We start from the raw sequence: 23,277 nt of genomic DNA, 5'->3' as shown, positions 1-23,277 counted from the left end.
TCAGCAAAAATGACGAATGATATGCCATCAGGCCAGGCCTGGTGGTTCAGAAAGCTACGGAAATCTCATCACTCATGGCCATCAAAAAATCAGAGCTCTACTCGTCTTTATGGTCTTCCTGCGACGAGTTGCGCGGCAGCATGGACCCGAGCCAATACAAGGACTATGTCCTTGTGCTGTTGTTCATTAAGTACGTCAGTGACAAGTACGCAGGCCAGCCCTTTGCCCCGATTACCATCCCAAAGGGTGCCAGCTTTGCCGACATGGTTGAGCTTAAAGGCAAGCCGGATATTGGCGATCAGATCAACAAGAAGATCATGGCGCCTCTGGCCAGTGCTAACAAGCTGTCCGATTTGCCGGATTTCGACGATAGCAACAAGCTCGGCACCGATAAGGAAAAGGTCGAGCGTCTCACTAACCTGATCACTATCTTTGAGAATCCAGCGCTCGACTTCTCAAAGAACCGTGCGGCTCACGATGACATTTTGGGGGATGCGTACGAATTTCTTATGCAGCACTTCGCCAAGGATTCGGGCAAGAGCAAGGGCCAGTTTTATACCCCGGCCGAGGTGAGCAAGGTCATCGCCAAAATCATCGGTATCGGGCAGGCGAAAACCAGCAGCGACACCAGCGTCTATGACCCGACTTGCGGCTCGGGTTCGCTTCTGCTCAAGGTTGCCGACGAAGCCGGAACGCCTGTGACCCTTTATGGTCAGGAAAAGGACTCGGCCACCAGTGGGTTGGCGCGTATGAACATGATTTTGCACGACAATCCCGCGGCGCTAATTGCCCAGGGGAATACTCTAACCAGCCCTGCTTTCACGCTTAAAGCGGGTAATTATGACCTGCTCAAGAACTTCGACTACGTTGTGGCGAACCCACCTTTTTCAGATAAACGTTGGAGCACTGGGCTGGACCCACTGAATGATCCTTACAACCGCTTCGAAACCTTTGGTGCGCCTCCAGCCAAACAGGGTGACTACGCCTACTTGCTGCATATCATCCGATCACTAAAAAGTGAGGGCAAGGCCGCCTGCATCTTGCCGCACGGCGTACTGTTTCGCGGTAATGCCGAGGCCGAAATCCGCCGTAAGTTGATCCGTCACGGCTACATCAAAGGCATCATCGGCCTGCCGGCCAACTTGTTCTACGGTACCAGTATCCCTGCCTGCATTATTGTTATCGACAAGGAACATGCGACGGGGCGCAAAGGCATCTTTATGCTCGACGCCAGTGCTGGTTTCATCAAGGACGGTCCGAAGAACCGCCTGCGTGAGCAAGATGTTCATAAAATCGTCGATGCTTTCGCCCGTCAGGACGACAGTGAGCCACGTTACGCTCGTATGGTGAGTTTTGAGGAAATCGAAAAGAACGACTTTAATCTCAACCTGCCGCGCTACATCGACAGCACCCAAGCTGAAGACAAGCAAGACATCGAAGGCCATCTCAAAGGTGGGATTCCGGCCTCTGATATCGAGGCGCTAGCCGGTTATTGGGCTGTATGCCCCCAGCTCAAGGCTGCGTTGTTTAGCGCCAACCGCCCCGGTTACTTTGATTTGACCGTGGGCAAAGCCGAGATTAAATCCTGCATTTTTGGACATCCGCAATTCGTCGATTTTATTGCCGGTATGGCCACACATTTTGATGATTGGCGTGTACCTGCGACGAAAACCCTCAAGGCTCTGCAACTGGGCTTCCATCCCAAGCAACTGATCCATGAAGTTGCTGAAAGCCTGCTGCTGCACTATCAGAACCAGCCGCTGATCGACGCCTATGACGTTTACCAGCATCTGATGGATTACTGGGCCAGCGTGATGCAGGACGACGCCTACCTGATTGCTGCTGACGGCTGGAAGGCCGTGACTTACCGCGTTATTGAGAAGGACAAGAAGGGCAAGGAAAAGGACAAAGGCTGGGCCTGTGATCTGTTGCCTAAAACTCTGATCGTCGCCCGCTACTTCGGAGCTGAGCAGGCGAAGATCGACCAAGTTTGTACCGACCTTGAGGCGACCAATGTTGCCCAGGCAGAGTTGGAGGAGGAACACAGCGGCGAGGAAGGCATATTCGCTGATCTCGAGAAGATCAACGCCGCCACCGTAAAAGAGCGCATAAAAGACGTCGGTAAGGAAGCTGCCGAGGAATTGGCCGTGCTTAAGCAATGGCAAGCGCTGGCAGCCCAGGAAACTGCGCTGAAAAAGCTGCTTAAAGAGCTAGAGGCTGATCTGGACGAAAAGGCGTATGCCAAGTACCCGCTCCTGACTGAGGTGGAAATCAAGCAATTGGCCGTGGATGACAAGTGGCTGGGTACCTTGAAGACCTCCATTAGCGGTGAGATGGATCGTGTTAGTCAGACCCTGACCCTACGTGTGAAGGAACTGGCTGAACGTTATGAAACTCCGTTGCCGCAATTGACCTGTCGCATTAGCGAGTTGGAAGCCAAGGTGGCCGAGCATCTGAAAATGATGGGGTTTGTATGAAGCCTGGTTACAAACAAACTGACGTGGGAGTTATTCCAGAAGATTGGCGTTATTTACCAATCACAAAGGTTGCTCGTCTAGAGAGTGGCCATACACCGAGCAAGCGCCGCTCGGATTATTGGGGTGGTGGTATCAATTGGGTTTCCTTGTTTGATAGTAAGGGGCTATCAAGGAATGAGATATCTACTACCGAAAAAACCATAACAGAGGAGGGACTGAATAATTCTTCGGCGAGGCTCCTACCTGCTGGGACTGTTGTTTTTTCGCGTACTGCGACTGTAGGGAAAACTTCAGTTATGGCCTCATCTATGGCTACTAGCCAAGATTTTGCAAATTATATTTGTGGTTCGGATTTGCATAACATTTTTTTGGTTTACCTTTTTCGCGGCATGGGGCGTACTTGGAAAACGCTCATGGCAGGTAGTATCCACAATACCATTTACATGCCTACATTCAAGGCATTGAAAATTCCAGTTCCTCCGCTTCCTGAACAAAAAGCTATTGCCGCAGCTTTGAGCGATACGGATGAGCTGATCGAATCGTTGGAAAAACTGCTCACCAAAAAACGTGAGATCAAGCAAGGCACGATGCGAGAATTGCTCACTGGCCTGCGCCGCCTTCCGGGGTTCAGTGCTGAATGGGAAACAAAGAGGCTTAATCAGCTAGCGGATATTCGCAGTGGTGGGACACCCAGTACTTCTCAATCGGAATACTGGGATGGTGATATTTTATGGTGCACTCCCACCGATATTACACGATTGAATGGCCATAAGTATCTTTCGGATACAAGTCGGAAAATCACTTTGCTTGGGTTACACGTAAGTTCGTCAGAGTTGATTCCAGAAAACTCGATTATTATGACTTCACGGGCAACGATAGGCGAGTGCGCGATCAATCTGCGGCCGCTATGCACGAATCAAGGCTTCAAGAATTTTATTCCGTTCGATGGAGTTAGCTTCGAATTTCTTTATTACTTGTTGTCAGCACAGAAACAAAAATTTATCTCTCTATGCGGTGGGAGTACCTTCTTGGAAATAAGTAAGTCGCAGTTGGTAGTTTATGAGGTGCAGGTGCCAGACGAAAAAGAGCAAACGGCTATCGCATCTATTCTCTCCGCTATTGACGCCGAACTTACTACCCTAGAAACCAAACTCCAGAAAGCTCACCGCCTCAAACAAGGCATGATGCAGGAACTCCTCACTGGAAGGATTCGATTGGTATGAGTGAACACCAGCAGCGGGAACGGAAGGCCGCGTGCCGTGACGTGTATCTAAAGTGGATATGCGGTTTCGCCAATGCTGAGGGTGGCGTGCTGGAGATTGACCGCAGCGATGCCGGCGAACCGATGGGAGTGGCCGACGTGGTACGCCGGCTGGAGGAGATCCCGAACAAGGTGCGCGACGTGCTGGGGATCATGGTAGATGTGAACCTGCGCGAGGAAGCTGGCAAGGCACTGCTGGAGATTGTGGTGCCGGCATACCCAAGCCCGGTAAGCTACAAAGGCGAGTTCCGTTTTTTGATAGTAGCCTGTCGGGGTTGATGATTACCTTTCGAGCCGATCCGGGGCAACTTGCCGAGGCCCTGGGCGAAGAAGTAAGACTGGATTTGGAGGAAACCCCGACGGAGCCACCGCTGGTTACCCAAGAAACCAGCTCGAAAACGGCACAGGGAAAAATTCTGGCTCTATTACGTCAGCAGCCGACGACAACCAGGCGCGAGTTGGCAACGCAACTCGGTCTGAGTGCTGATGAGATCAAATATCCTCTAAACAAGCTGCGAGCGGCCGGGGTGATCCGGCATGTTGGCCCAACCAAGAATGGACGCTGGGAAATACTCAAATGACCGATATCGGCAAAGCAGAACGCGTGACACAAAACCGTGTGGCTAAGTTGTTTGTTGATGCATTAGGTTATAGGCATCTCGGCGACTGGGCAGAGCGCGCCAACAACAGCAATATCGAAGAGGGATTACTCAGTCCTTACTTGGGCGGAGCGGGTTATAACCAAGCGCAAATCAATGCCGTGCTGCACAAGCTCACCACTGAGGCCAACAAATCCGACCGCACGCTGTATGGCACCAATCAAGCTGTTTATCAGTTGCTGCGCTACGGTGTGCCGGTGAAAACCGAAGTCGGCAAGGTGACCGAGACGGTGCATCTGATCAACTGGGTTGAGCCGCTGAAAAATGATTTTGCTATTGCCGAGGAGGTTACGCTCAAGGGCAGCCTGGAGCGTCGGCCGGATATCGTGCTCTATGTGAACGGTATCGCTATTGGTGTACTGGAGCTGAAGAACAGCCGCATTAGCATTGGTGACGGTATGCGCCAGAGCTTGTCCAACCAGCAGCCTGAATTCAATGAATGGTTCTTCAGTACGGTGCAGTTTGTCTTTGCCGGCAATGACTCTGAAGGTCTGCGCTACGGTACCACCGGCACTCAGGAAAAGTATTTCCTGACCTGGAAGGAAGATGAATCCGATAACAGCCACTACAAGCTGGACAAGTACCTGCTAAAAATGTGCGAAAAGGCCCGGCTGATCGAGCTGATGCACGATTTTGTGCTGTTTGACGGCGGTGTGAAAAAGCTGCCGCGAGTGCACCAGTACTTCGGCATCAAGGCTGCGCAGGGGCATGTGAAGCAGCGCCAGGGCGGTATTATTTGGCACACTCAGGGCGCAGGTAAAAGCATTTTAATGGTGTTGCTGGCCAAGTGGATTTTGGAGAACAACCCACACGCCCGCGTGGCCATAATCACCGACCGTGACGAGCTGGATAAGCAAATTGAAAGGGTGTTCCGCGATGCTGGCGAAACCATTTGCCGTACGGGCAGTGGCCAGGAGCTTATGCGCCAGCTCAGCCAGCCAAGCCCACGTCTGCTGTGCTCGCTGGTCCATAAATTTGGCGGCTCTACCAAAGGTAAAGATGACAAGGCCTTCGATGCCTTTATCAAGGAATTGCAGGCCCAACCCAGCCAGACCATGGGCGAGCTGTTTGTGTTTGTCGATGAGTGCCACCGGACTCAGGGCGGTCGGCTCAATCGAGTGATGAAGGCGTTGATGCCCAATGCGGTGTTCATAGGCTTCACCGGTACGCCGCTGCTCAAAAAGGACAAGGCCACCAGCCTGGAAGTGTTTGGTGGTTACATTCATACCTACAAGTTTAGTGAGGCGGTGGAAGATGGGGTGGTGCTGGACCTGCTCTACGAAGCCCGTGACATTGACACCAGGCTGGGGTCTTCAGAGAAAATTGATCAGTGGTTTGAGAACAGCACCAAGGCATTGAACAAGTGGCAGAAGGATGAACTGAAGCAGAAGTGGGGCACCATGCAGAATGTGCTCAGCTCCAAGACGCGTATGGACCGCGTGGTGGCGGATATCATCTTCGACTTCAGTACCAAGCCGCGTCTGTCCAGCCTGCGCGGCAACGCTATTTTTGTTGCCTCCAGCATCTATGAGGCCTGCAAGTACTTCACGCTGTTCCAGAAGTCATTGTTCAAGAGCAAGTGCGCAATCATCACGTCCTACAACCCGCTAGCCAAGGATGTGACGCTGGAAGAAACCGGCGCCAATACTGAAACCGACAAGCAGTTTATCTACAGCACCTACATGGATCTGCTGGAGGGTGTACAGGCAAAGCCTGGCATGTCTAAAACTGAAACCTATGAAGAACGGGCCAAGGCGCTGTTTATCAAGGAGCCGGCCAACATGAGGCTCTTGGTGGTGGTGGACAAATTGCTCACCGGCTTTGACGCGCCACCGTGCAGTTATCTGTATATCGACAAATCGATGCATGACCATGGCCTGTTTCAAGCCATCTGCCGCACCAATCGACTGGATGGCGAGGACAAAGAGTTTGGCTATGTTGTCGACTATAAGGACTTGTTCAAGAGTGTTGAGAATGCCATTGCGGTCTACACCTCAGAGCTGGATCACAGCGCTGGCGGGGTAGATCCAGAAGTGCTGTTGCACGATCGTTTGACGCAGGGCAAGGAACGGCTGGACGATGCATTGGAAGCGCTGGCACTGTTGTGTGAGCCGGTAGCTCCACCTAAGGATGAGTTGGCACATATTCAATATTTCTGCGGCAATACCGAGATAGCAGATGATCTGCAAAACCGCGAACCACAGCGAGTAGGCCTTTACAGGGCCGTAGTTATGCTGTTGCGCGCGTATGCGAATTTGGCTGATGAGATGGAAGCGGCAGGTTACAGCTTGGCGCAGATTGGAGAGATCAAGCGCAAGCGTGATCGATACCTGATGCTGCGCGAAATCATCCGAATGGCCAGCGGAGAGACGCTCGACATCAAGCCGTTTGAAGCGGACATGCGGCATTTGATCGATACCTATATTGAGGCCAGCGAATCGCGCAAAATTTCCCCCTTTGACAATATAGGGTTGCTGGACTTGATCGTGACGACGGGTATTGGCCAGGCCATTGCCGAGAAATTGGGTGAGATGAAAGGCAATCAGGGAGCGGTAGCCGAAACGATTGAGAACAACGTTCGCAGCAAGATCATCAAGGAAAACCTGACCGACCCGGCTTACTTCGCAAAAATGTCGGCGCTGCTTGATGAAATCATCAAGCAGCGTAAGGAAAAGGCCATCGAATACGAAGAGTACCTCAAGCGTATTGGTGAGCTAGCGATCAAAGTGCAAGCAGGCAAGGTGAAGGGCACACCGCAAGTGCTGAACACTCCTGGCAAGCTGGCGCTCTACAACAACCTGACGCCAAAGAACTCGGTGGGCGAGCCGGCAATGCCCTATGGTCAGTCGAGTGAGAACGCTTATTTGGATCTAGCGTTGAAGATAGACAAAGCCGTTAAACAGGCACGACCTGATGGTTGGCGCGGCATACAGGCGAAGGAGATGATGATCAAGCAGGCTATGTACAAGGTTTTGGACGATGAGGAAGAGGTCGATCGTCTGTTTCAAATCATATTTGCTCAGCAGGAATATTGATGTCCGAGCATATTGACCTTGGTGATATCCGTGTCGAGGTTCAGAGAAAGAACAATAAGCACGCGCACCTCTATGTCTATCCGCCCGAGGGGCGGGTGCATATATCTGCCCCTCTGCACATGGGCCTGGATGCTCTGCGAGCGTTCGCTATTTCTCGGCTGAGCTGGATTAAGGCGCAGCAGCGGCAAATGCGTGCCCAACCCCGCGAGACGCAACGTGAGTACCTGAATCGCGAAAGCCATCAGGTGTGGGGGAGGCGCTATTTGTTGGAGATTATTGAGGTAAATGCAGCGCCAGTTGTCGAGCTAAAGCATTCCACGCTGGTGTTGCAGATACGTCCTGATAGTGACGAAGCTTGGCGTGAGGCGTTGCTGGAACGCTGGTATCGCGAGCAGTTGCGGGCGAAGCTGCCCGTGCTGCTGGGCAAGTGGCAGCCTTTGATAGGGGTTAACGTTCGACGTATCTTGGTACAACGCATGAAAACCCGCTGGGGGGGATGCAAGCCGAGCACCGGTAATATTCGGCTGAACACTGAGCTGGCGAAAAAACCGCCGGAGTGTTTGGAGTATATTCTGGTACATGAGCTGGTGCACCTGATCGAACCTACTCACAACGCCCGGTTTCTAGCTCTGATGGATAAACTCATGCCCTACTGGCGGCATATCAAAGACGAGTTGAACCGTTTACCGGTCCGGCATGAAGAGTGGGATCACTGAAATATTTGAAATAGGGTTAGCAAGTTCTACCTTGAGTGAGCCTTTACACGTCAGGGTAATACTCAGGCCGGAGCCAACTGGTGCAGACGACGTTAGCTCCAGTATCATTTGGGTCATGCTCCATCCGCTCCCACGTTGGTCTGGTGGTGAGTTCTCTATTCCCTCTGCTGAAGGCTGTCCCGGTATCCGAACACTATGGGGCAATGAGTTCCGCTCGCTGATTGAGTGCGGCGTTAGGTGCGCTGAGGCCTGGCTAGATGACTCATCATTACCGCTGTGGTGGCAGATGGCGCGAGATCCCCAAGAAGCATTTGAAGCAGGCTTTCTGCTGCGGTTGCAGCAGACGCTGATCATGCGGCGCGAGGCCCCCCTTCCCAATCAACCAGCTTTGATGCATGAGTTTGTAACTGAGGTTTGAGACTTCGTTTTTCCCGCCAAACCCTCCGATCAAGCGATCTTTGATCGCGCCGATCGGAGGGTTCACTTGCTTTTTATCGCAGCGACCTTGTTCCACCGTAAGCGTCCGCCCAACACACCTTGTGTGATTAAACGGGCGTCCACCTGTGTGGCAACAGCGCGGTAATCTCACTCGCCCGCTGCGTCGGCAGGCGTGTAAGAACATCCTTCAAGTAAGCATACGGATCATGCCCGTTGAGCCGCACCGACTGGATCAAACTCATGATCGCCGCCGCACGTTTACCGCTGCGTAACGAGCCCGCGAACAGCCAGTTCGAGCGCCCAAGAGCCCACGGCCGGATTTGATTCTCGCACCAGTTATTATCGATGGGCACAGCACCGTCATCGAGATAGCGCGTCAGCGCTACCCAGCGTTTGAGGCTGTAATCCAGCGCCTTGGCGATGGCCGAACCCTCAGGCACAAGCTGTCTTTGGGCGATCATCCAGGTATGAAGTGCGTCGGCGATTGGCGCCGCTTTTTCCTGCCGTATTCGCTGCCGATCACTCAGCTCCAGCTCTCGGACTTCTCGTTCAACTTCGTACAATGCCGCGATGTAGTGCAGCGCTTTTTCGGCGACCTGGCTCTTGTTGGTCGCGTGCAAATCGAAGAACTTTCGGCGTGCATGGGCCATGCAGCCGATTTCTGTAACGCCCAGTTCAAAGCCTGCCTTGTAGCCGGCAAAGTCATCGCAGACCAGCTTGCCGTTCCAACTGCCCAAGAAGGCTCGGGCATGTTCGCCAGCGCGGCTCGGGCTGAAGTCGTAAACGACCGCCGCTAGGTCGGAGAACTGACTGGTGGCATAGGCCCAGACGTAAGCGCGGTGAGTTTTTTTCGCGCCAGGCGTCAGCATTTGTACCGGCGTCTCGTCGGCGTGAACGACGCCGTGCGTCAGCACGGCTTCGCGCAGCGCATCAACCAGCGGTTGAAGTTGCACGCCGCAGTTGCCCACCCACTGCGCCAAGGTCGAACGGGCGATGGGCAGCCCGGCGCGGCCAAAGATTTTCTCTTGGCGATACAGCGGCAGATGGTCGGCGAACTTGGCCACCATGATGTGGGCCAGCAGGCCTGCGGTCGGGACGCCTTTGTCGATGACGTGCGCCGGTACCGGCGCCTGGATCAGCGTTTCGCACTGTTCGCAGGCCCACTTTCCACGGATGTGGCGCTCGACGGTGAACACGCCGGGCGTGTAGTCGAGCTTTTCGCTGGCGTCTTCGCCGATGCGCTTGAGGGCGCAGCCGCACTGGCAGTGGCTGTTGTCCGGTTCGTGATGGATCAGTGTGCGAGGAAACTGCGGTGGCAGCGGTGCGCGCTTGGGTTGCTGGCGCACTTTGGCTTCGACAGGTGCCGGTTGCAGCGCCTCAAGTTCGGCTTCGATAGCGGCGATATCCGTATCGATCAAGTCGTCGAGCAGGCTGGCTTGATCCGGGCTCAACTGCTCGCTGCGCTTGGCAAATTTGAAGCGTTTGAGCAGCGCGATCTCGTGGGCCAATTTCTCGTTGACCGACTTGTGATGAGTGATTTGCTTGTCCATCGTCTCGACGCGCTGGATCAACTGCGCCGCCAAGGCACGCAATTCTTCAGGGTTTAATTGATCGAGATTCGGATGCGAAGTCATGCAGCCGATTTTGCCAGAGAGGGCTAGTGGCGGCGATAGACTGATGGGCCAATTGCGCTGGCAAGCGCACTATGGCAGACAAGTTAGAGCACCGTGATAGCTCCTCCGGAACCGACGCGTTGCCAAGGTAAGCCGAGCACCAAGGCTTGAAGTTGCTCTGCATCCAACTCGACTTCAGAGCCGTGCCGCACGCCCGGCCAAAAGAAACGTCCTTGATTCAAGCGCCGGGCTGCAAGCCAAATCCCCAAGCCATCATGCACCAGCACTTTCATGCGATTGGCACGACGGTTGGCAAACAGATAAGCACAGTGCGGCTTCGCCGCACCGAACACCGCCACGACCCGCGCCAGCGCAGTTTCAGTGCCGGCGCGCATGTCCATGGGCTCGGTGGCGAGCCAGATGGAGTCGATGCGGATCATCGCAGCAGGTCTCGCAGGAAAGCAGAACACGCCGCTGCATTTTCTGCCGGCCAACTCACCACGACTACGCCTTTTGAATGCGGCACTTCGATTCGGATCGTGGCAGGAAGGGCCTGATGCATCGGCACCGGCGGCGGTGTCTTGACCGGGATGAAGGCGGTTTGAAGTGTCAGGTTTTTCTGCGCATGCACGCGTATCCATTTATGGACGAGGTTGGCGTTGAGATTGTGGGTCAACGCGACATTGGCGATCGAGGTGTCAGGCTGAGCGCATTCGGCGATGACCTGGGCCTTGAAGGACTTTGAATAGGAACGGCGTTCTTGTGGCATAGGCGTCCGCTTAAAAAGGCTAAAAATGGTGTCCACTTAAATTTAGGTGGACACCATCGCCTCAAGCGACGGTGTTAGGAAGGTGTGTTGCCCGGACGGTTACGTTCCACCTGCCCATTTTCAAATTTGAACAACGCCACGCTTGCTTTCACCCGTCAGTAATCCCCCCCCCGATTTCTATCGAGCGCAGTATCATTTCACTGTACATGCGCATCTTTCGTTGGGCGTGGATGTAGGTGTGGTGACAGCGGCGACGCCGGCGACAACCCACGTAGAACGTGACCTGGAGCTTGGCGACAGACGTGGCGACAGTCGCCACTTTCTGAACGCATTGGCGGTGACGCTTGACCGCCTTTTCGAGTGGGTATAAAAATTGGCGCACGGATCGCTGTCGTTGACAGCACCTGCCCAGGTAGCCAGAACCTTCAAGGCTACGCCACTTGTGTGGTGGTTCTCCCAAAGTGCGATTAGCATCCGGCGGCTCGCACGGTCACTCCCCAAGAGTGATGGATGCCTACTCGACTGATCTGTCCACTGCGGCAGATGATGAACCTACCTCGCTGCGCTGCAGCAACCTCACATTTCGGCACACTTCGCTGCGCCCGTCTCCGCCCGTCTCTTTCTCCTGGAAAGAGACGGGCGCTCGTAGCACTGCTGCAAGCCACGTCGTACAAGGCATTGCCGCAACTCTCCTCGTGACAATCGGCCTGACAAATCCGATTCGTCGCCCTCCGCAACGACACAGGCACCGGTGCCGCAGCCCATGGAAAGGCTGCCCCTGACTGACAGTCAGGTATGCCCCAGGTTTCTAGGTCTTTGCCTTCTCCCTCCCAGGATCTCCAGGTGCCGAACTCGTCAGTCGGCACAGCCTCCACCCGCCCGCATCTTCGGATGCGCCTAAGGAGGCCAGAGCCATGGGTTCATGCCCTTGCTCCCGGTCGTAAGGAGCCGTTCGTTCCACGTCAGTGAACACCTCACAGGCCGCAGGGGCCTTGATCCCTGATAACACTCAACAGCCGTGGCGGGACTACGTGAGGACAACCAGCAATGAACGAGGAGAGGGCCCATGCAGCAGTTAGATCCGAAGCTTGAACTACCACAACCACCTCGACCGCTGATTGAGTCGAATCCCGTGGCCCAGTCTTATCCGGTGCAGGCGCTCGGGGGGATTCTTGGGCCTGCGGTGGAGCGCATGGCCGAGGTCATCGGCGTGCCCCAGGCGCTGGCCGCGCAATCGGTGTTGGCCGCCTCGGCCCTGGCCACTCAAGGTCATGCCGGCTTACAACTCGACGGGAGACATTATCCCCTGTCGTTGTACCTGATCACGGTGGCTGCGTCCGGTGATCGCAAGACCGCGGCAGACCGATCCGCACTGCTGCCAGCGCGCCAATGGGAGCGTGAACAGTGGCAACACTATCGTGAGCAGCTCTCTCGGTACCGTGCCGCACAGCGACAAGCGCAGCGTATCAATCCTGCCGATCCCGCCCCCACAAACAGCGTACCGCTCGAAGCGGAGCCTTCGGCCCCTCGGTTGATCACCACAGACCCGACGATCGAGGCCCTGATCAAGGGGCTCTGCCATGACTTGCCGAGTATGGGGCTGTTCTGTGACGAGGGAGGACAATTCCTTGGCAGCAGCACCATGAGTCGGGACAACCGTTTGAAAGCGGTCACGACCTTGTCGTCACTCTGGGACGGTAGCCCGATTGATCGTGCTCGCTCTATGGCAGGCGAAAGCCTAAGAGCCTATGACCGACGCCTGAGCCTGCACCTGATGCTGCAACCGTATTTGGCCATGCAGTTACTCAGTGACCCGTTGCTGCAGGGCCAAGGCATTCTAGGGCGCTGCTTGATGACCTGGCCCATCAGTCTAGCCGGGCAACGTAGCTACCAGGCTGTTGACTTGTCCAAAGACGCCGCCCTCAAGCGCTATCATTACCGCCTTTCGGCTCTGTTTTATCAGCCTTGGTCACTTTCCGCTGACGGCGCCTTGCAGCTGTCAAAGCTGAGCCTCAGTCCGCTGGCGCGTCGTCGCTGGATTGATTTGCATGATGCTATCGAGGCTCAGCTGGGGGAGTTTGGCGAGCTGGCCAGCGTACGGCCCAGCGGATCAAAGGCCGCCGATAACCTGCTGCGCATCGCCGGCATTCTTGCAGTTGTGGAGGAGAGCAGCGTCGTGGAGGTCGACCATATCCAACGGGCCTCCGCTTTAGTCGGCTACTACCTCACCGAGATCCAGCGCCTGACTGAGCAGGAGCCAGTGTGTCGAGTAAAAGAGGAGGCAGACCGGCTGCTGCGATGGCTACAGGTCAAAGATTGGAAGCGTTTCAGTATTCGTGAATTGAATCGCAACGGTCCCCGCTTTGCCCGCAAGAGCAGTCGTCATGCCGCCAAGCTGCTGGTCGAGTTGATTGATCACCAGTGGTTGATCACCGATGGCCACACCTTCGAGGTGCGCCATGTTTAATCTTGATGAAGCGCTGCGCAACCATCTGGCTCAGCGTCAAAAGGAGCCCAAAGCTCGATTTGTCGCCGCTACTGTCGCCACTTTGTCGCCACGCTCAAAACCAGGCAGGACGAAGGTTGTCGCCGCTGTCGCCAGTGTCGCCACCACCCATAAAGCTATCGCCTCTACGACAGCCATTATTCAATCGTTGAAAGAGGAGGGTGCGCATCTTTACGTCACCGACAACACGCTGTGTTTTCGCCCGACTGATTGGGCTCAGTTCGCGATTGTAAGTGCGCACTGGCGAGCCCTTTTGCATGATCTCTCGGCAGTCGATCAGGAACAGATAAATGGCTCGGGTCGGTAAGCGAGCGGGGCGCAATTTCGGCTTCGGTCGCCAGCTTAGCTATGCTGGACCGCAAGCACTGAAAGACCTGTTTGGCGACGGCCATTTTGCTACCGTCAAAGCCCATAGTGATCGCTGGCAGGCGTTCGTGCATTGGTGTCGATCCGATGAAGGACCGAGGGTCAACGACGCGCGCCAGATAGGCCGCGAGATCCTCATGCGGTACGCCGTCCACGTGCGGGAGCAGGTTGATCAGGGCAATGTCGGCATTGCCACCGCGCAGAACCGACTGTCCAGCGTGAACCGAACGATGGCCGCGCTGCGCGGTGATCAGTACGTCAAAATCCCGAGTCCGAGTAAGGCACTGGGCTTGCAGCGCTCTAGCGTGCGTAGTGAGGCTCCGCAAGGCCAAGACCGTACGCAGGTCAAGTTGATCGTACGGGCGCTGTCAGATCGTCAGCAATCGAGGGTGAGTTCCATTGTGCTCCTCGCCCGTGAGACTGGTATGCGCCTGCGCGAAGCGATCCTGGCCGATCTGCCCCGACTGCAACGTGAGGTTCGGCAACTGGGCAAGATCAACATCCAGGATGGCACCAAAGGTGGCCGATCAGGGGCCTCGGCACCGCGCTGGATTACGGTAACGGATCAAGTTCGCGATGCCCTGGATTGGGCCCGCGCGACCTCACCCAATGGCAGCCGGAATTTGTTGGCGCCCGGCGAAAGCTACAAAGACTTTATGCGGGCAGTTGTGCGACCGGCACGGGACATCCTGCATGAGCATGGATTGAAAGGTTTTCATGAGCTGCGGGCGGCTTACGCCTGTGAGCGCTATGAGCAACTAATCGGCTTTCCTGCACCCGTTAATGGCGGTCGTATTCATCAAGAGGATCGAGCACTCGATCGGCGAGCCCGTAAGCAGATCAGCCACGAGTTGGGACATAACCGCATCGATGTGGTGAGTGCCTACATCGGAGGCCAGCGATGACGGCCGAGTTCGACATAGCGTTGTTCCTGCGCCCTATGCTCAAAGGAGCACATGCCACGCAACAGCGGCACATCAGGCAAGCAGAAAGGATGCACGAGGTGATTCGTGAACGCTGGGGTTGCGCGACTCCCTGGTCCTGGAGAGAAAAGCACGTGAGATGGTTTCTGGAGCACTATTTGCGATGCTCAGCTCCAGCTACCATCTACTACTACGAGTTAACAGCGGGGTTGATCCGCCGTAGAAAGGCAAAAGTCGTGGTTGCCTGATAGACCTTTAAGCGTGAGCCCCTGAGTATGGGAATGCGGAGCCTTCCCATACTCAGGGGCTTGGCTGAAAAAGCGCAGGCATACCAGAGATCTGGCAACTGTCGTCACTCCTTTCGCCCTACTACACGACACGGATCGTAGACGGTGGCGCATACCTTTTGGATGTTCAGCGAATCGGTACGACATTGCGATCTCTGGTTTGATTGATGGCCGATGCCGACAGGCTGCCGGTGGCCGCCTCCTGGATATGTTCACTCCACCAAGCCATCATCGGACGCCGGCGTTCGATGTAATCCGTCCGGTTGTAGGCGCTACGAACTTCGTCCTTGTCGACATGCGCCAGTGCGACCTCAATCAGCTCCGGATCCCAGCCATGCTCATTCAGGATGGTGCTCGCCATCGAGCGCAAGCCATGGCTGACTAGACGGTCCTGAAAGCCCATGCGCTTCAACGCCATATTGGCGGTCTGGCTATTGGCATGGGTGCGGGGATTTCTATCTGACGGGAACACGTACTCTCTGTTACCGCTGAGTTGCTTGAGCGTCTCCAGTAACGAAAGTGCCTGATCGGTAAGAGGGATTGTGTGCGGCCGACGCTTTTTCATGCGCTCTGGCGGAATGGTCCAAATGCGCTTGTGGAAGTCGATATCTGCCCATCGTGTGGTAGCTGCTTCGGCAGGGCGGGTCATCGTGTGCAGTTGCCATTCGATCAGGCAGCGGGTCGTGCGCTTGATGCTGGCGTTCGCGATTTCCATCATGAGCTCGGGAAGCTCCTCAGGTGGTAGCGCAGCCATGTTCTCTTTCTTGGGTTTCTTGAACACCGCCCGAATTCCATTGAGGGGGTTCGCAAATATCAGCCCGGAGTTGACCCCGTAGGTCATGATCTCGTTGAGTCGTTGACTCAATCGTTTCACGGTTTCGAGACTCCCTTTGGCCTCGATTGGGCGAAGGATCTTGATAACCATCGGAGCAGTGATTTGAGAGAGCGGCGTTGTTTTCATGCTTGGGAACACATGGAGCGTCAGCGATCTCCAAATGTCTTCGGCGTAGGCTTTGGTTACGGAGTCTTTCTTCAGCTCGAACCAGGCGGTGGCCACCTTCTCGAACGTGTGTTCAGTCTCAGCAAGTTTGGCTTGCCTTACCTCATCACGCTGGGTTTTGGGATCAATGCCCAAAGCGAGCAGCTCACGCGCCTCTGCTGCTTTCTTCCGGGCGTTGGCTAGCGAGAGGTCGGGGTATGGACCGAGCGCCATATTAAGACGGGCTCTCGTCAACGGCTCGCGGTAATTGAAATTCCACATCATCGAGCCGCTGGCGCGTACTCGAAGCTGCAGGCCGTCGCCGTCGCTGAGGACGAAGTCTTTACCAGTTGCCTTGACTGCCTTGAGCTGGCGATCGGAGAGGCGGGTTGCGTTAGTAGGCATGGGGGCTACCTCCAGCACCGTTTTGGTATCCTGAAAATAGCATTTGGTAACTCGGGATACCACCTGGGATACCAAAGCGCATGGAACTCAGAAATCCTCCAAAGCCCCCAAAAGAGCTGAAACCCTCGTATTTACTGGATTTCAGGCACAAAAAAAGACGTCCGTGGACGTCTTTAGTTGATCAAATGGTGGAGCCGGGGGGATTTGAACCCCCGTCCGCCAGTACTCCGCTGTCGGTACTACATGCGTAGCCGTGTCTATTAAGTTAACCCTCAGCGACCCGACGGGCAGGGTGCTTTGGGCGAGTTGTGTAAGTTTTAGCCGCTTCGTCCACAACGTACTGCACGGCGATTCCGTTCTATATGACAATCACTTTGGGTTTACGGACATCCCCTGGTGATTGCTGGACCCGAAGGTACCAGAAGGGAAGGGCTAAGGCTGCTTACGCAGCGAGAGCGTATTCCCCGTAGGTTTCGTCATTGGCAACTATAGGAAGTTGCAACAGTGGATTTACGAGTTCTGTTACCAACTCGGCATGCACCTAAAGTTTCGCAACCGGCGTCGAATCCTAAACGGCCCCGAACCTGGCGCTCTGTGAATCTGTAGAGCGACAGGCCTGCGTAGTGTACGCCAATCAGTCGGCAAGGCCAACCCGAAGGTTGGCCTGCTCATCGATCACTTGTTGGTGCCATCGGAAGTTTTTCTTATTTCCAGGATGGTTTGCTGGGTTTCGGCGACGCAATCTTCATATTTGCCTTGCGCTTTAAGCGCCTTGGCCTTGCTCAAGCTAGCTGTCACACGGCCGTTCAGGTCGGCTGACGACTGATATTGCGTCTTGGCGTTTTCGATGGTTTGGATGTTGGTCTCGCACAGGCTGTCCGGCTTGTCGGCGGCGAACGAAGTGGAGGCCAGCATTGAGGCAGTTACGAACAGACCTAACAGTGCAGAACGCTTCATATGTATCTCCTTGAACTGAGGGATCCAGACTTCGCTGGCCGTCAGGACGGACAACCGAATGGAGGAAAAGCCCCGTCGTTCGGGGCTTGTTCTGTGGACTACCGTCTCGCTCAAGGGTTCTATTTTTTTCACATCGCCCTGGCCCGTGTCACTCGATCGACCAGATAAACCAGCCCGTGGTAATCAATCGCACCGTGTTGCGTAAGACCGATCTCACAGGTCCGGCTGGTGGAGATTCCTTCGCTGCAATGCTCCACCGCGCCCTTCAGCGTGCGCAACGAGTGGGCGTTCAGTTCCGGCGTGGTGAAGCCTTTGTCCCCGGCAAACCCGCAGCAATGGATGCCTTCCGGGATGACCACGTTTTTGCTGCACCTGCGCGCCAGATCGATCAACGCCTGGCTCTCGCCAAGGTGCTGCGTGCTGCAGGTGACGTGCACCGCAATGGGGGCCTCTTGAGGCGTGAAGTCGAGGCGATCCATCAGGTGCGTGCGAATGAAACGCACCGGGTCGTACAGGTCCAGACGTACGTCACCCAAGTCTTGAACGAGGCGCAGGGTGCATGGGCTGGTGTCGCAATAGATCGGGTCGAGCCCGCCGCGGCTGGCGTGCAGCAGCGCACCGATCAGTTCCTGGCGCTTGTGCTCGGCCTGTTCGGCGTAGCCTTTGGATGCAAAGGGCTGGCCGCAGCAGAGGCTGTCTACGTTGTCCGGGAAAACGACTTGGTAACCGGCTTTTTCCAGCAGCCCGCGGGTCTTGTCGTGCAGCGACATCTGTTCTTTGTCCCCTGCCGCCGGGCCCATGACGCGCGACACGCAGGCCGCCAGATAAACCACCCTCGGGCGTTGGTCCGACACGCTGGGGCTGAACCGAATCGCCCTTTCCGGTTGCGGCATGGCGTTGGTCCATTGCGGGACCTGTCCTTTGGACAGCCGCGTCAGCCCGGCGGACAAGCGTGCCAGGCGCGGCGCTCCCAACATCATCCGCGCACCGTTGGCGACGTGCAGGGTAAAGCGCGCCCCTTGCAGGACAGTGGCGAAATTGCCCGCAAGCCAATCGGCGGTTTTCGTACGCGTCGCGGTACGGCTGCGGAGTTTTTTCACCAGTTCGCCGGTGTTGATTCCGACAGGACAGCGCTGGGCGCAAAGGCCCGTGGCGGCACAGGTATCGATGCCCTGGTATTGATAGGCCGTTTCCAGCTCGGAGGTATCGATACCGGCGCGCTTTTTCGCTTGAATGTCGCGCCAGATCACGATGCGCTGGCGCGGGCTCAAGGTCAGGTCCTTGGAGGGACACACCGGCTCGCAGAAGCCGCACTCGATGCACTTGTCGACAATCTCATCGGCTGCCGGCAATGGCTTGAGGTGCTTGAGGTGGATCTGCGGGTCCTCGCTGAGCACCACGTCCGGGTTGAGAATGCCGTTGGGGTCGAGCAAGCGCTTGAGCTGCCACATCAGTTGATAGGCATCGGTGCCCCATTCCAGCTCGACGAACGGTGCCATGTTGCGGCCGGTGCCGTGTTCGGCTTTCAGCGAGCCGCCGAATTCCACCGCCACCAGTTGCGCTACGTCATCCATGAACGCCTGGTAGCGTGCGACTTCTTCAGTGCTGTTGAAGCCTTGGGTGAAGACAAAGTGCAGATTGCCTTCCAATGCGTGTCCGAAAAGGATCGCTTCGTCGTAGTGATGTTTGTCGAACAGGGCGATCAGGCGATTCACGCCGGCGGCCAGTTGCTCGACCGGGAAGGTCACGTCTTCGATGATCACCGTGGTCCCGGTCTTGCGCACCGCGCCTACGGCGGGGAAGGTGTCTTTGCGGATGGCCCACAAGCGGGCGTTTTCTCGCGGGTCCTCGGTGAAGTCGACTTGCCTTTCCACTGGGAAAGCCGCCAGGGAAGCCATGATCCGGGCCAGTTGTTCCTGTAGTAACGATGACGAAGCGGCGCGGGATTCGATCAGCAACGCGCAGGCATTGCTCGACAGGTGCTGTACGAAATCCGGCATGCCCGGCTTGTCCTGCACCGAGCGCAGGCTGCGGCGGTCCAGCAGCTCCACGGCTGAAACCGGCTGGCTTTTCAGTACGGTCACGGCGTTGCAGCAGGTCTCCACATCCGGAAACACGATCAGTGCCGAGGCCTTGTTCGGGTGGTCGATGACGGTGTTGTAGGTCACCGCGCTGATGAATCCCAAGGTGCCTTCAGAGCCCACCAGCAGATGGCTGAGGATATCCACCGGCTCGTCGAAATCCACCAGGGCATTGAGCGACAGGCCGGTGGTATTTTTCAGACGGTATTTGTGGCGAATTCGGTCGGCGAGCTCCGTGTTGGCGCGTGTCTCACGGCCAAGGGTTGCCAGTCGCTCCAGCAGTTCGCCGTGGCTCGCCCTGAATGCCGCCACGCTGGCGGCGTCTTCGGTGTCCAGGCGCGTGCCGTCGGCGAGTACCAGGCGAATGCCGGCCAGGGTGTGATAGGTATTCTGCGCCGTGCCGCAGCACATGCCGCTGGCGTTGTTGGCGACGATCCCGCCAATCTTGCAGGCATTGATCGACGCCGGGTCCGGGCCGATCTTGCGCCCGAAGGGCGCCAGCCAGGCGTTGGCCTGGGCGCCGATCACGCCGGGTTGCAAACGGATCTGCGTGCCTTGCTCGCGAATGTCCCGGCCGTTCCAGTTGTCCCCGAGCACAATCAGCACTGAATCGCTGATGGCTTGGCCGGACAGGCTGGTGCCGGCCGCACGGAAGGTCACCGGAACCCGGTCGCGCTGGGCCAGTTGCAGCAGGGCGATGACTTCGTCTTCGCTTTCGACGCGTACCACCAGTTTCGGAATCAGCCGGTAAAAGCTCGCATCGGTGCCGAAGGCCAGGGTCGACAACGGGTCATCGAAGCGTCGTTTTTCCGGGATCAGTTGGTGTACGTCGCGCAGGAAAGGGGCCGGAAGGGTCATTGGTCCTCCAGAATCAGCACTACCAGGTCCTTGGGACCGTGGGCGCCGTAGGCCAGGACCTGCTCGATGTCGGCGGTCTTTGACGGGCCCGACACCAGCAGGGCGTTGGTCGGCATGCCTTGGGCCCATTCGAATTCCTGTTGCACTTCATAGAAGTTGTCACGGATTTCGCTGGCCTTGAGCAAGGCGAAGTGCACCGGCGGGACGAGGCTCATCAGGCGCGGTTCTTCCCGCGTCGGCCAGAGAATCAGGCTACCGGTTGCGGCGATGGCTCCGAGGGTGCCGGTCAGGCTGGCAGGCGTATCGTTAAACAGCTCGGCTTTCCATTCCTCCACCGGCCGATCGTAGGCCTTGAGCGCAGGAAGACCCGGATTGTTCGCCCAGAACTGTACGATTTTTTGCCCGTGGGGCGTCGTCGGTGCGATCAGCAGGCTCGGCAGTTGTCGGTCGCGCAGCAGTTGTGCCAGCAGCGTCGGCCAGGCTTCGCCGGACGTCAGGTGAATTTCGGTGTGCACCGCTTCCATCAGCTTGCGCAGTTGTGGGATTCGCTCCTCGGGCGCGTAGCGGTAGGTCTGTGTCACCAGTTCGACGTCGTAGTTGTCGGCAACGGGCGTGGTGCCGGTCAGGCTTTTACGCAGCTTGGCGAGGATATTTTCCTTGGCGCTCATCGGCGGTCTCCCTGCGGGGTCAGGTGGTCGCGGGCCAGGTCATGCAACGAGCGGGCGGCGGGTTTCGGGGCGCTGTGGTTCTGGGTCCAGGGGCCGACGTTCTGCGGTGTCAGGCCGCGCAGGCGCGTGGCGAGGAAAGCGAACAGCCGGTACAGCCGTGGCGAGCTGTTGAGCCGGGCCCAGGCATTCCAGATGAAGCGCTCCTTGGCCGAATACTTGCTGCCCTGGCCGCGCATGACCGGGTTGGGGCTGTCCGGCGCCTTGACGTTTTCTTCTCGCAGCCGTCGCAGCAGGGCCGGGATCGGGATTTTCACCGGGCACACTTCGCCGCAGGCACCGCACAGCGAAGACGCGCTCGGGTGATCCGGCACTTTGGCCAGGCCGACCATGTGCGGCGTGATGATTTTTCCGATAGGTCCCGGGTAAACCTCGCCGTAGGCATGGCCACCGATTCGGGTGTAGACCGGGCAATGGTTCATACAGGCGCCGCAGCGAATGCAGTTCAGGGTCTGGCGCAGCTCACTGTCGGCAAATGCCTGGCTGCGACCGTTGTCGAGCAGGACCAGGTGAACTTCCTGCGGCCCGTCCAGTTCGTTTGCCTTGCGCGGGCCGGAGATCATGTTGACATAGGTGGTGATCGGCTGGCCCAGCGCCGAGCGGGTCAGCAGCGAGAGCAGCGGCACGACGTCCCGCAGGTTCTCCACGACTTTTTCAATGCCGGTCACGGCAATGTGCACCGGCGGCACCGTGGTCGACATCCGCCCGTTGCCTTCGTTTTCCACCAGCAGCAGCGTGCCGGTTTCGGCGACGGCGAAGTTGACACCGGAAACGCCGACGTCGGCTTCGAAAAATTTCTGCCGCAAGACCTTGCGACCGATCTGAATGAGTTGGTCGACGTCCTTGGTGTACTCCACGCCAAGTTTGTCGTGGAACAAGGACGCGACCTGACCGGCATTCTTGTGGATTGCCGGCATGATTATGTGTGAAGGCTTCTCGTGGTCGAGCTGGACGATGTATTCCCCCATATCGGATTCGAGACATTCAATGTCCCGAGCCTCGAGGAAATGGTTCATCTCCATCTCTTCGCTGACCATCGATTTGCCCTTGATCACTTGCCGCGCCTCGTGAGCGCGGATGATCGAGAGGACGATGCCATTGGCCTCGTCCACCGTTTCCGCCCAGTGCACATTCACACCGTTGCGGGTCAGGTTGGCTTCAAGTTGCTCGAGCAGGTCGGGCAGCTTGGATAACGCGCGGGCGCGGACAGCATTGCCCAGCACCCGCAGGTGTTCTCTTTCGTGGGCATCGCTGAAGGACGTTGCCCGTTTTGTCATCAGTGAATCCATCGCAGTGCGAAAGTTGTTTCGCAGTTGCGTGTCGTCCAACGCCTTGTGGGCGCGGGCGCGAAAATCTTCCTGCACTGCAACGGTAGGAATCAGCGTCGGCGTACTCATGCGACACCTCCGGTACGCTGCCAGAGGAAGCTCGCCAGATGCTGGCCGCGTAGCGCTTCGCGCTGTTTTTCCAGCGCGCCGTTGATGTTCATCAGGCAACCGCAGTCGGCGCTGACCACCTGATGCGCGCCGGATTCCTTCAGCGCGCGGGTCTTGTCGGCCACCATCGCGCCGGAAATATCCGGCATGCGAACGCTGAACGTCCCACCAAAACCGCAGCATTCACTTTCGTGACTGTGGTCGACCCGCTCCACGTTGCGCAGCTGTGCCAACAACGCACGGCCATGCAGGTGCGTATTCATTTCCCGTCGTGCCGAGCAGGACGTATGCAGCGCGACCTTTACCGGCGCGCCACCGTCGTTCAATTGCATCTTGCACACGAACAGCAGGAACTCGGCCAGCTCATAGGTCCTGGCCGCCAGGGCCTGGACCTGTTTGAGCATTTGCGGTTCGTCCTTGAACAGGTCGGCGTAATGTTCACGCAGCATGCCGGCACACGAGCCCGACGGCACGACCACCGGATAATCCCCGGCAAACAGGGCCAGTTGCGCCCGCGCCACCGTCCGCGCCTGCTCGGTATATCCCGAGGTGTAGGCCGGTTGCCCGCAGCACGTCTGGCCTTGCGGGTAGTCGACCTGGATGCCTTCGCGCTCAAGCAGATGAATCGCGTCCATCCCGGCTTCGGGGTAGAACAGATCCACCACGCAGGTTCCGAACAGATAGACCCGTCGGGGTTTCTCGCTGGGATACTGGCGCGGCTCAGGCAATGGCGGGGCGACTCGGGTCGCGTTCGGCACGGCGTTGTAAAAAAGCTCGCTCATCAGG

20 protein-coding genes and 1 other RNA gene are annotated in these 23,277 nt (G+C 56.9%); 11 read left to right on the top strand and 10 right to left on the bottom strand.

The genetic code is table 11. The features are described 5' to 3' along the window. The first annotated feature begins 74 nt into the window (after window positions 1-74). From J3P89_RS24740 to J3P89_RS24710, 7 genes are read left to right on the top strand one after another with little or no spacing between them, the layout of a single operon-like run. Window positions 75-2,477, top strand: a complete 2,403-nt coding sequence (locus tag J3P89_RS24740) for a type I restriction-modification system subunit M (protein ID WP_434695927.1) — start codon at window positions 75-77, stop codon at window positions 2,475-2,477. After that, the gene (locus J3P89_RS24735) at window positions 2,474-3,700 is read left to right on the top strand and encodes a restriction endonuclease subunit S (RefSeq protein WP_434695926.1); all 1,227 of its coding nucleotides are present in this window, start codon (window positions 2,474-2,476) and stop codon (window positions 3,698-3,700) included. The genes J3P89_RS24740 and J3P89_RS24735 overlap by 4 nt, the downstream gene beginning before the upstream one ends. After that, window positions 3,697-4,017, top strand: coding sequence for an AlbA family DNA-binding domain-containing protein (locus tag J3P89_RS24730; protein WP_434695925.1), 321 nt, complete (start codon window positions 3,697-3,699; stop codon window positions 4,015-4,017). Before J3P89_RS24735 ends, J3P89_RS24730 begins: the two co-directional genes overlap by 4 nt. Beyond that, window positions 4,017-4,319: a winged helix-turn-helix transcriptional regulator gene (locus J3P89_RS24725; RefSeq protein WP_434695924.1), complete on the top strand. Its 303-nt coding sequence runs from the start codon at window positions 4,017-4,019 to the stop codon at window positions 4,317-4,319. Before J3P89_RS24730 ends, J3P89_RS24725 begins: the two co-directional genes overlap by 1 nt. Beyond that, entirely contained in the window at window positions 4,316-7,432 is a 3,117-nt protein-coding gene (locus J3P89_RS24720) for a type I restriction endonuclease subunit R (RefSeq protein ID WP_434695923.1), read from the top strand. The genes J3P89_RS24725 and J3P89_RS24720 overlap by 4 nt, the downstream gene beginning before the upstream one ends. Continuing rightward, window positions 7,432-8,148 carry a M48 family metallopeptidase gene (locus J3P89_RS24715; RefSeq protein WP_434695922.1) on the top strand — a complete coding sequence of 239 codons (717 nt, stop codon included), beginning with the start codon at window positions 7,432-7,434 and terminating at the stop codon, window positions 8,146-8,148. The genes J3P89_RS24720 and J3P89_RS24715 overlap by 1 nt, the downstream gene beginning before the upstream one ends. Continuing rightward, on the top strand, window positions 8,129-8,566 hold the full coding sequence (locus J3P89_RS24710) for a LasR-specific antiactivator QslA (protein ID WP_434695921.1): 438 nt from the start codon (window positions 8,129-8,131) through the stop codon (window positions 8,564-8,566). Before J3P89_RS24715 ends, J3P89_RS24710 begins: the two co-directional genes overlap by 20 nt. Before the next feature lie 127 nt (window positions 8,567-8,693). Here J3P89_RS24710 and tnpC read toward each other — a convergent pair whose 3' ends face one another. The 3 genes from tnpC to tnpA form a co-directional block, all read right to left on the bottom strand. Further along, complete coding sequence (gene tnpC / locus J3P89_RS24705; protein ID WP_434694656.1) at window positions 8,694-10,220, bottom strand: IS66 family transposase; 1,527 nt, start codon at window positions 10,218-10,220, stop codon at window positions 8,694-8,696. 83 nt (window positions 10,221-10,303) lie between these two features. Further along, window positions 10,304-10,639 carry an IS66 family insertion sequence element accessory protein TnpB gene (gene tnpB / locus J3P89_RS24700; RefSeq protein ID WP_017279403.1) on the bottom strand — a complete coding sequence of 112 codons (336 nt, stop codon included), beginning with the start codon at window positions 10,637-10,639 and terminating at the stop codon, window positions 10,304-10,306. Beyond that, complete coding sequence (gene tnpA / locus J3P89_RS24695) at window positions 10,636-10,968, bottom strand: IS66-like element accessory protein TnpA (RefSeq protein ID WP_434694657.1); 333 nt, start codon at window positions 10,966-10,968, stop codon at window positions 10,636-10,638. Before tnpA ends, tnpB begins: the two co-directional genes overlap by 4 nt. 1,066 nt (window positions 10,969-12,034) lie before the next feature. Here tnpA and J3P89_RS24690 point away from each other — a divergent pair. Genes J3P89_RS24690 through J3P89_RS24675 form a run of 4 tightly spaced genes read left to right on the top strand, consistent with a single transcriptional unit; the run spans window position 12,035 to window position 15,011 of the window. Further along, complete coding sequence (locus tag J3P89_RS24690; RefSeq protein WP_434695920.1) at window positions 12,035-13,435, top strand: YfjI family protein; 1,401 nt, start codon at window positions 12,035-12,037, stop codon at window positions 13,433-13,435. After that, window positions 13,428-13,781 (top strand): hypothetical protein, encoded by a 354-nt coding sequence (locus tag J3P89_RS24685; protein WP_434695918.1) that lies wholly within the window; start codon window positions 13,428-13,430, stop codon window positions 13,779-13,781. Before J3P89_RS24690 ends, J3P89_RS24685 begins: the two co-directional genes overlap by 8 nt. Beyond that, a complete protein-coding gene (locus tag J3P89_RS24680; RefSeq protein WP_434695917.1) occupies window positions 13,765-14,745 on the top strand; it encodes an integrase domain-containing protein in 981 nt (326 codons plus the stop codon). The genes J3P89_RS24685 and J3P89_RS24680 overlap by 17 nt, the downstream gene beginning before the upstream one ends. After that, window positions 14,742-15,011: a hypothetical protein gene (locus tag J3P89_RS24675; protein ID WP_223518197.1), complete on the top strand. Its 270-nt coding sequence runs from the start codon at window positions 14,742-14,744 to the stop codon at window positions 15,009-15,011. The genes J3P89_RS24680 and J3P89_RS24675 overlap by 4 nt, the downstream gene beginning before the upstream one ends. A gap of 166 nt (window positions 15,012-15,177) precedes the next feature. Here the strand turns inward: J3P89_RS24675 and J3P89_RS24670 are convergent, their stop codons facing one another. The 7 genes from J3P89_RS24670 to J3P89_RS24640 form a co-directional block, all read right to left on the bottom strand. Next, a complete protein-coding gene (locus tag J3P89_RS24670; protein WP_434695916.1) occupies window positions 15,178-16,434 on the bottom strand; it encodes an integrase domain-containing protein in 1,257 nt (418 codons plus the stop codon). 186 nt (window positions 16,435-16,620) lie between these two features. Beyond that, window positions 16,621-17,014, bottom strand: a transfer-messenger RNA (tmRNA) gene (gene ssrA / locus J3P89_RS24665). A gap of 95 nt (window positions 17,015-17,109) precedes the next feature. After that, on the bottom strand, window positions 17,110-17,391 hold the full coding sequence (locus J3P89_RS24660) for a hypothetical protein (protein WP_434695915.1): 282 nt from the start codon (window positions 17,389-17,391) through the stop codon (window positions 17,110-17,112). A 128-nt stretch (window positions 17,392-17,519) separates the two neighbouring features. Next, window positions 17,520-20,330 carry an FAD-binding and (Fe-S)-binding domain-containing protein gene (locus J3P89_RS24655; RefSeq protein WP_434695914.1) on the bottom strand — a complete coding sequence of 937 codons (2,811 nt, stop codon included), beginning with the start codon at window positions 20,328-20,330 and terminating at the stop codon, window positions 17,520-17,522. Beyond that, window positions 20,327-20,998, bottom strand: coding sequence for a LutC/YkgG family protein (locus tag J3P89_RS24650; RefSeq protein WP_434653721.1), 672 nt, complete (start codon window positions 20,996-20,998; stop codon window positions 20,327-20,329). Before J3P89_RS24650 ends, J3P89_RS24655 begins: the two co-directional genes overlap by 4 nt. After that, window positions 20,995-22,452 (bottom strand): LutB/LldF family L-lactate oxidation iron-sulfur protein, encoded by a 1,458-nt coding sequence (locus J3P89_RS24645; RefSeq protein WP_434695913.1) that lies wholly within the window; start codon window positions 22,450-22,452, stop codon window positions 20,995-20,997. Before J3P89_RS24645 ends, J3P89_RS24650 begins: the two co-directional genes overlap by 4 nt. Beyond that, entirely contained in the window at window positions 22,449-23,273 is an 825-nt protein-coding gene (locus J3P89_RS24640) for a (Fe-S)-binding protein (RefSeq protein ID WP_434695912.1), read from the bottom strand. The genes J3P89_RS24645 and J3P89_RS24640 overlap by 4 nt, the downstream gene beginning before the upstream one ends. Between the last annotated feature and the right edge of the window lie 4 nt (window positions 23,274-23,277).

It is taken from the genome of Pseudomonas sp. Z1-14 (genome assembly GCF_051132005.1).
GTDB lineage: Bacteria > Pseudomonadota > Gammaproteobacteria > Pseudomonadales > Pseudomonadaceae > Aquipseudomonas.
This window is presented reverse-complemented; position numbering and strand designations above follow the sequence as displayed.

What these genes read in the sequence shown, in the direction of transcription:
- J3P89_RS24740 (WP_434695927.1), top strand. Translation starts at nt 75, where the DNA reads ATGGCCATCAAAAAATCAGAGCTCTACTCGTCTTTATGGTCTTCCTGC.
- J3P89_RS24735 (WP_434695926.1), top strand. Translation starts at nt 2,474, where the DNA reads ATGAAGCCTGGTTACAAACAAACTGACGTGGGAGTTATTCCAGAAGAT.
- J3P89_RS24730 (WP_434695925.1), top strand. Translation starts at nt 3,697, where the DNA reads ATGAGTGAACACCAGCAGCGGGAACGGAAGGCCGCGTGCCGTGACGTG.
- J3P89_RS24725 (WP_434695924.1), top strand. Translation starts at nt 4,017, where the DNA reads ATGATTACCTTTCGAGCCGATCCGGGGCAACTTGCCGAGGCCCTGGGC.
- J3P89_RS24720 (WP_434695923.1), top strand. Translation starts at nt 4,316, where the DNA reads ATGACCGATATCGGCAAAGCAGAACGCGTGACACAAAACCGTGTGGCT.
- J3P89_RS24715 (WP_434695922.1), top strand. Translation starts at nt 7,432, where the DNA reads ATGTCCGAGCATATTGACCTTGGTGATATCCGTGTCGAGGTTCAGAGA.
- J3P89_RS24710 (WP_434695921.1), top strand. Translation starts at nt 8,129, where the DNA reads ATGAAGAGTGGGATCACTGAAATATTTGAAATAGGGTTAGCAAGTTCT.
- tnpC (WP_434694656.1), bottom strand. Translation starts at nt 10,220, where the DNA reads ATGACTTCGCATCCGAATCTCGATCAATTAAACCCTGAAGAATTGCGT.
- tnpB (WP_017279403.1), bottom strand. Translation starts at nt 10,639, where the DNA reads ATGATCCGCATCGACTCCATCTGGCTCGCCACCGAGCCCATGGACATG.
- tnpA (WP_434694657.1), bottom strand. Translation starts at nt 10,968, where the DNA reads ATGCCACAAGAACGCCGTTCCTATTCAAAGTCCTTCAAGGCCCAGGTC.
- J3P89_RS24690 (WP_434695920.1), top strand. Translation starts at nt 12,035, where the DNA reads ATGCAGCAGTTAGATCCGAAGCTTGAACTACCACAACCACCTCGACCG.
- J3P89_RS24685 (WP_434695918.1), top strand. Translation starts at nt 13,428, where the DNA reads ATGTTTAATCTTGATGAAGCGCTGCGCAACCATCTGGCTCAGCGTCAA.
- J3P89_RS24680 (WP_434695917.1), top strand. Translation starts at nt 13,765, where the DNA reads ATGGCTCGGGTCGGTAAGCGAGCGGGGCGCAATTTCGGCTTCGGTCGC.
- J3P89_RS24675 (WP_223518197.1), top strand. Translation starts at nt 14,742, where the DNA reads ATGACGGCCGAGTTCGACATAGCGTTGTTCCTGCGCCCTATGCTCAAA.
- J3P89_RS24670 (WP_434695916.1), bottom strand. Translation starts at nt 16,434, where the DNA reads ATGCCTACTAACGCAACCCGCCTCTCCGATCGCCAGCTCAAGGCAGTC.
- J3P89_RS24660 (WP_434695915.1), bottom strand. Translation starts at nt 17,391, where the DNA reads ATGAAGCGTTCTGCACTGTTAGGTCTGTTCGTAACTGCCTCAATGCTG.
- J3P89_RS24655 (WP_434695914.1), bottom strand. Translation starts at nt 20,330, where the DNA reads ATGACCCTTCCGGCCCCTTTCCTGCGCGACGTACACCAACTGATCCCG.
- J3P89_RS24650 (WP_434653721.1), bottom strand. Translation starts at nt 20,998, where the DNA reads ATGAGCGCCAAGGAAAATATCCTCGCCAAGCTGCGTAAAAGCCTGACC.
- J3P89_RS24645 (WP_434695913.1), bottom strand. Translation starts at nt 22,452, where the DNA reads ATGAGTACGCCGACGCTGATTCCTACCGTTGCAGTGCAGGAAGATTTT.
- J3P89_RS24640 (WP_434695912.1), bottom strand. Translation starts at nt 23,273, where the DNA reads ATGAGCGAGCTTTTTTACAACGCCGTGCCGAACGCGACCCGAGTCGCC.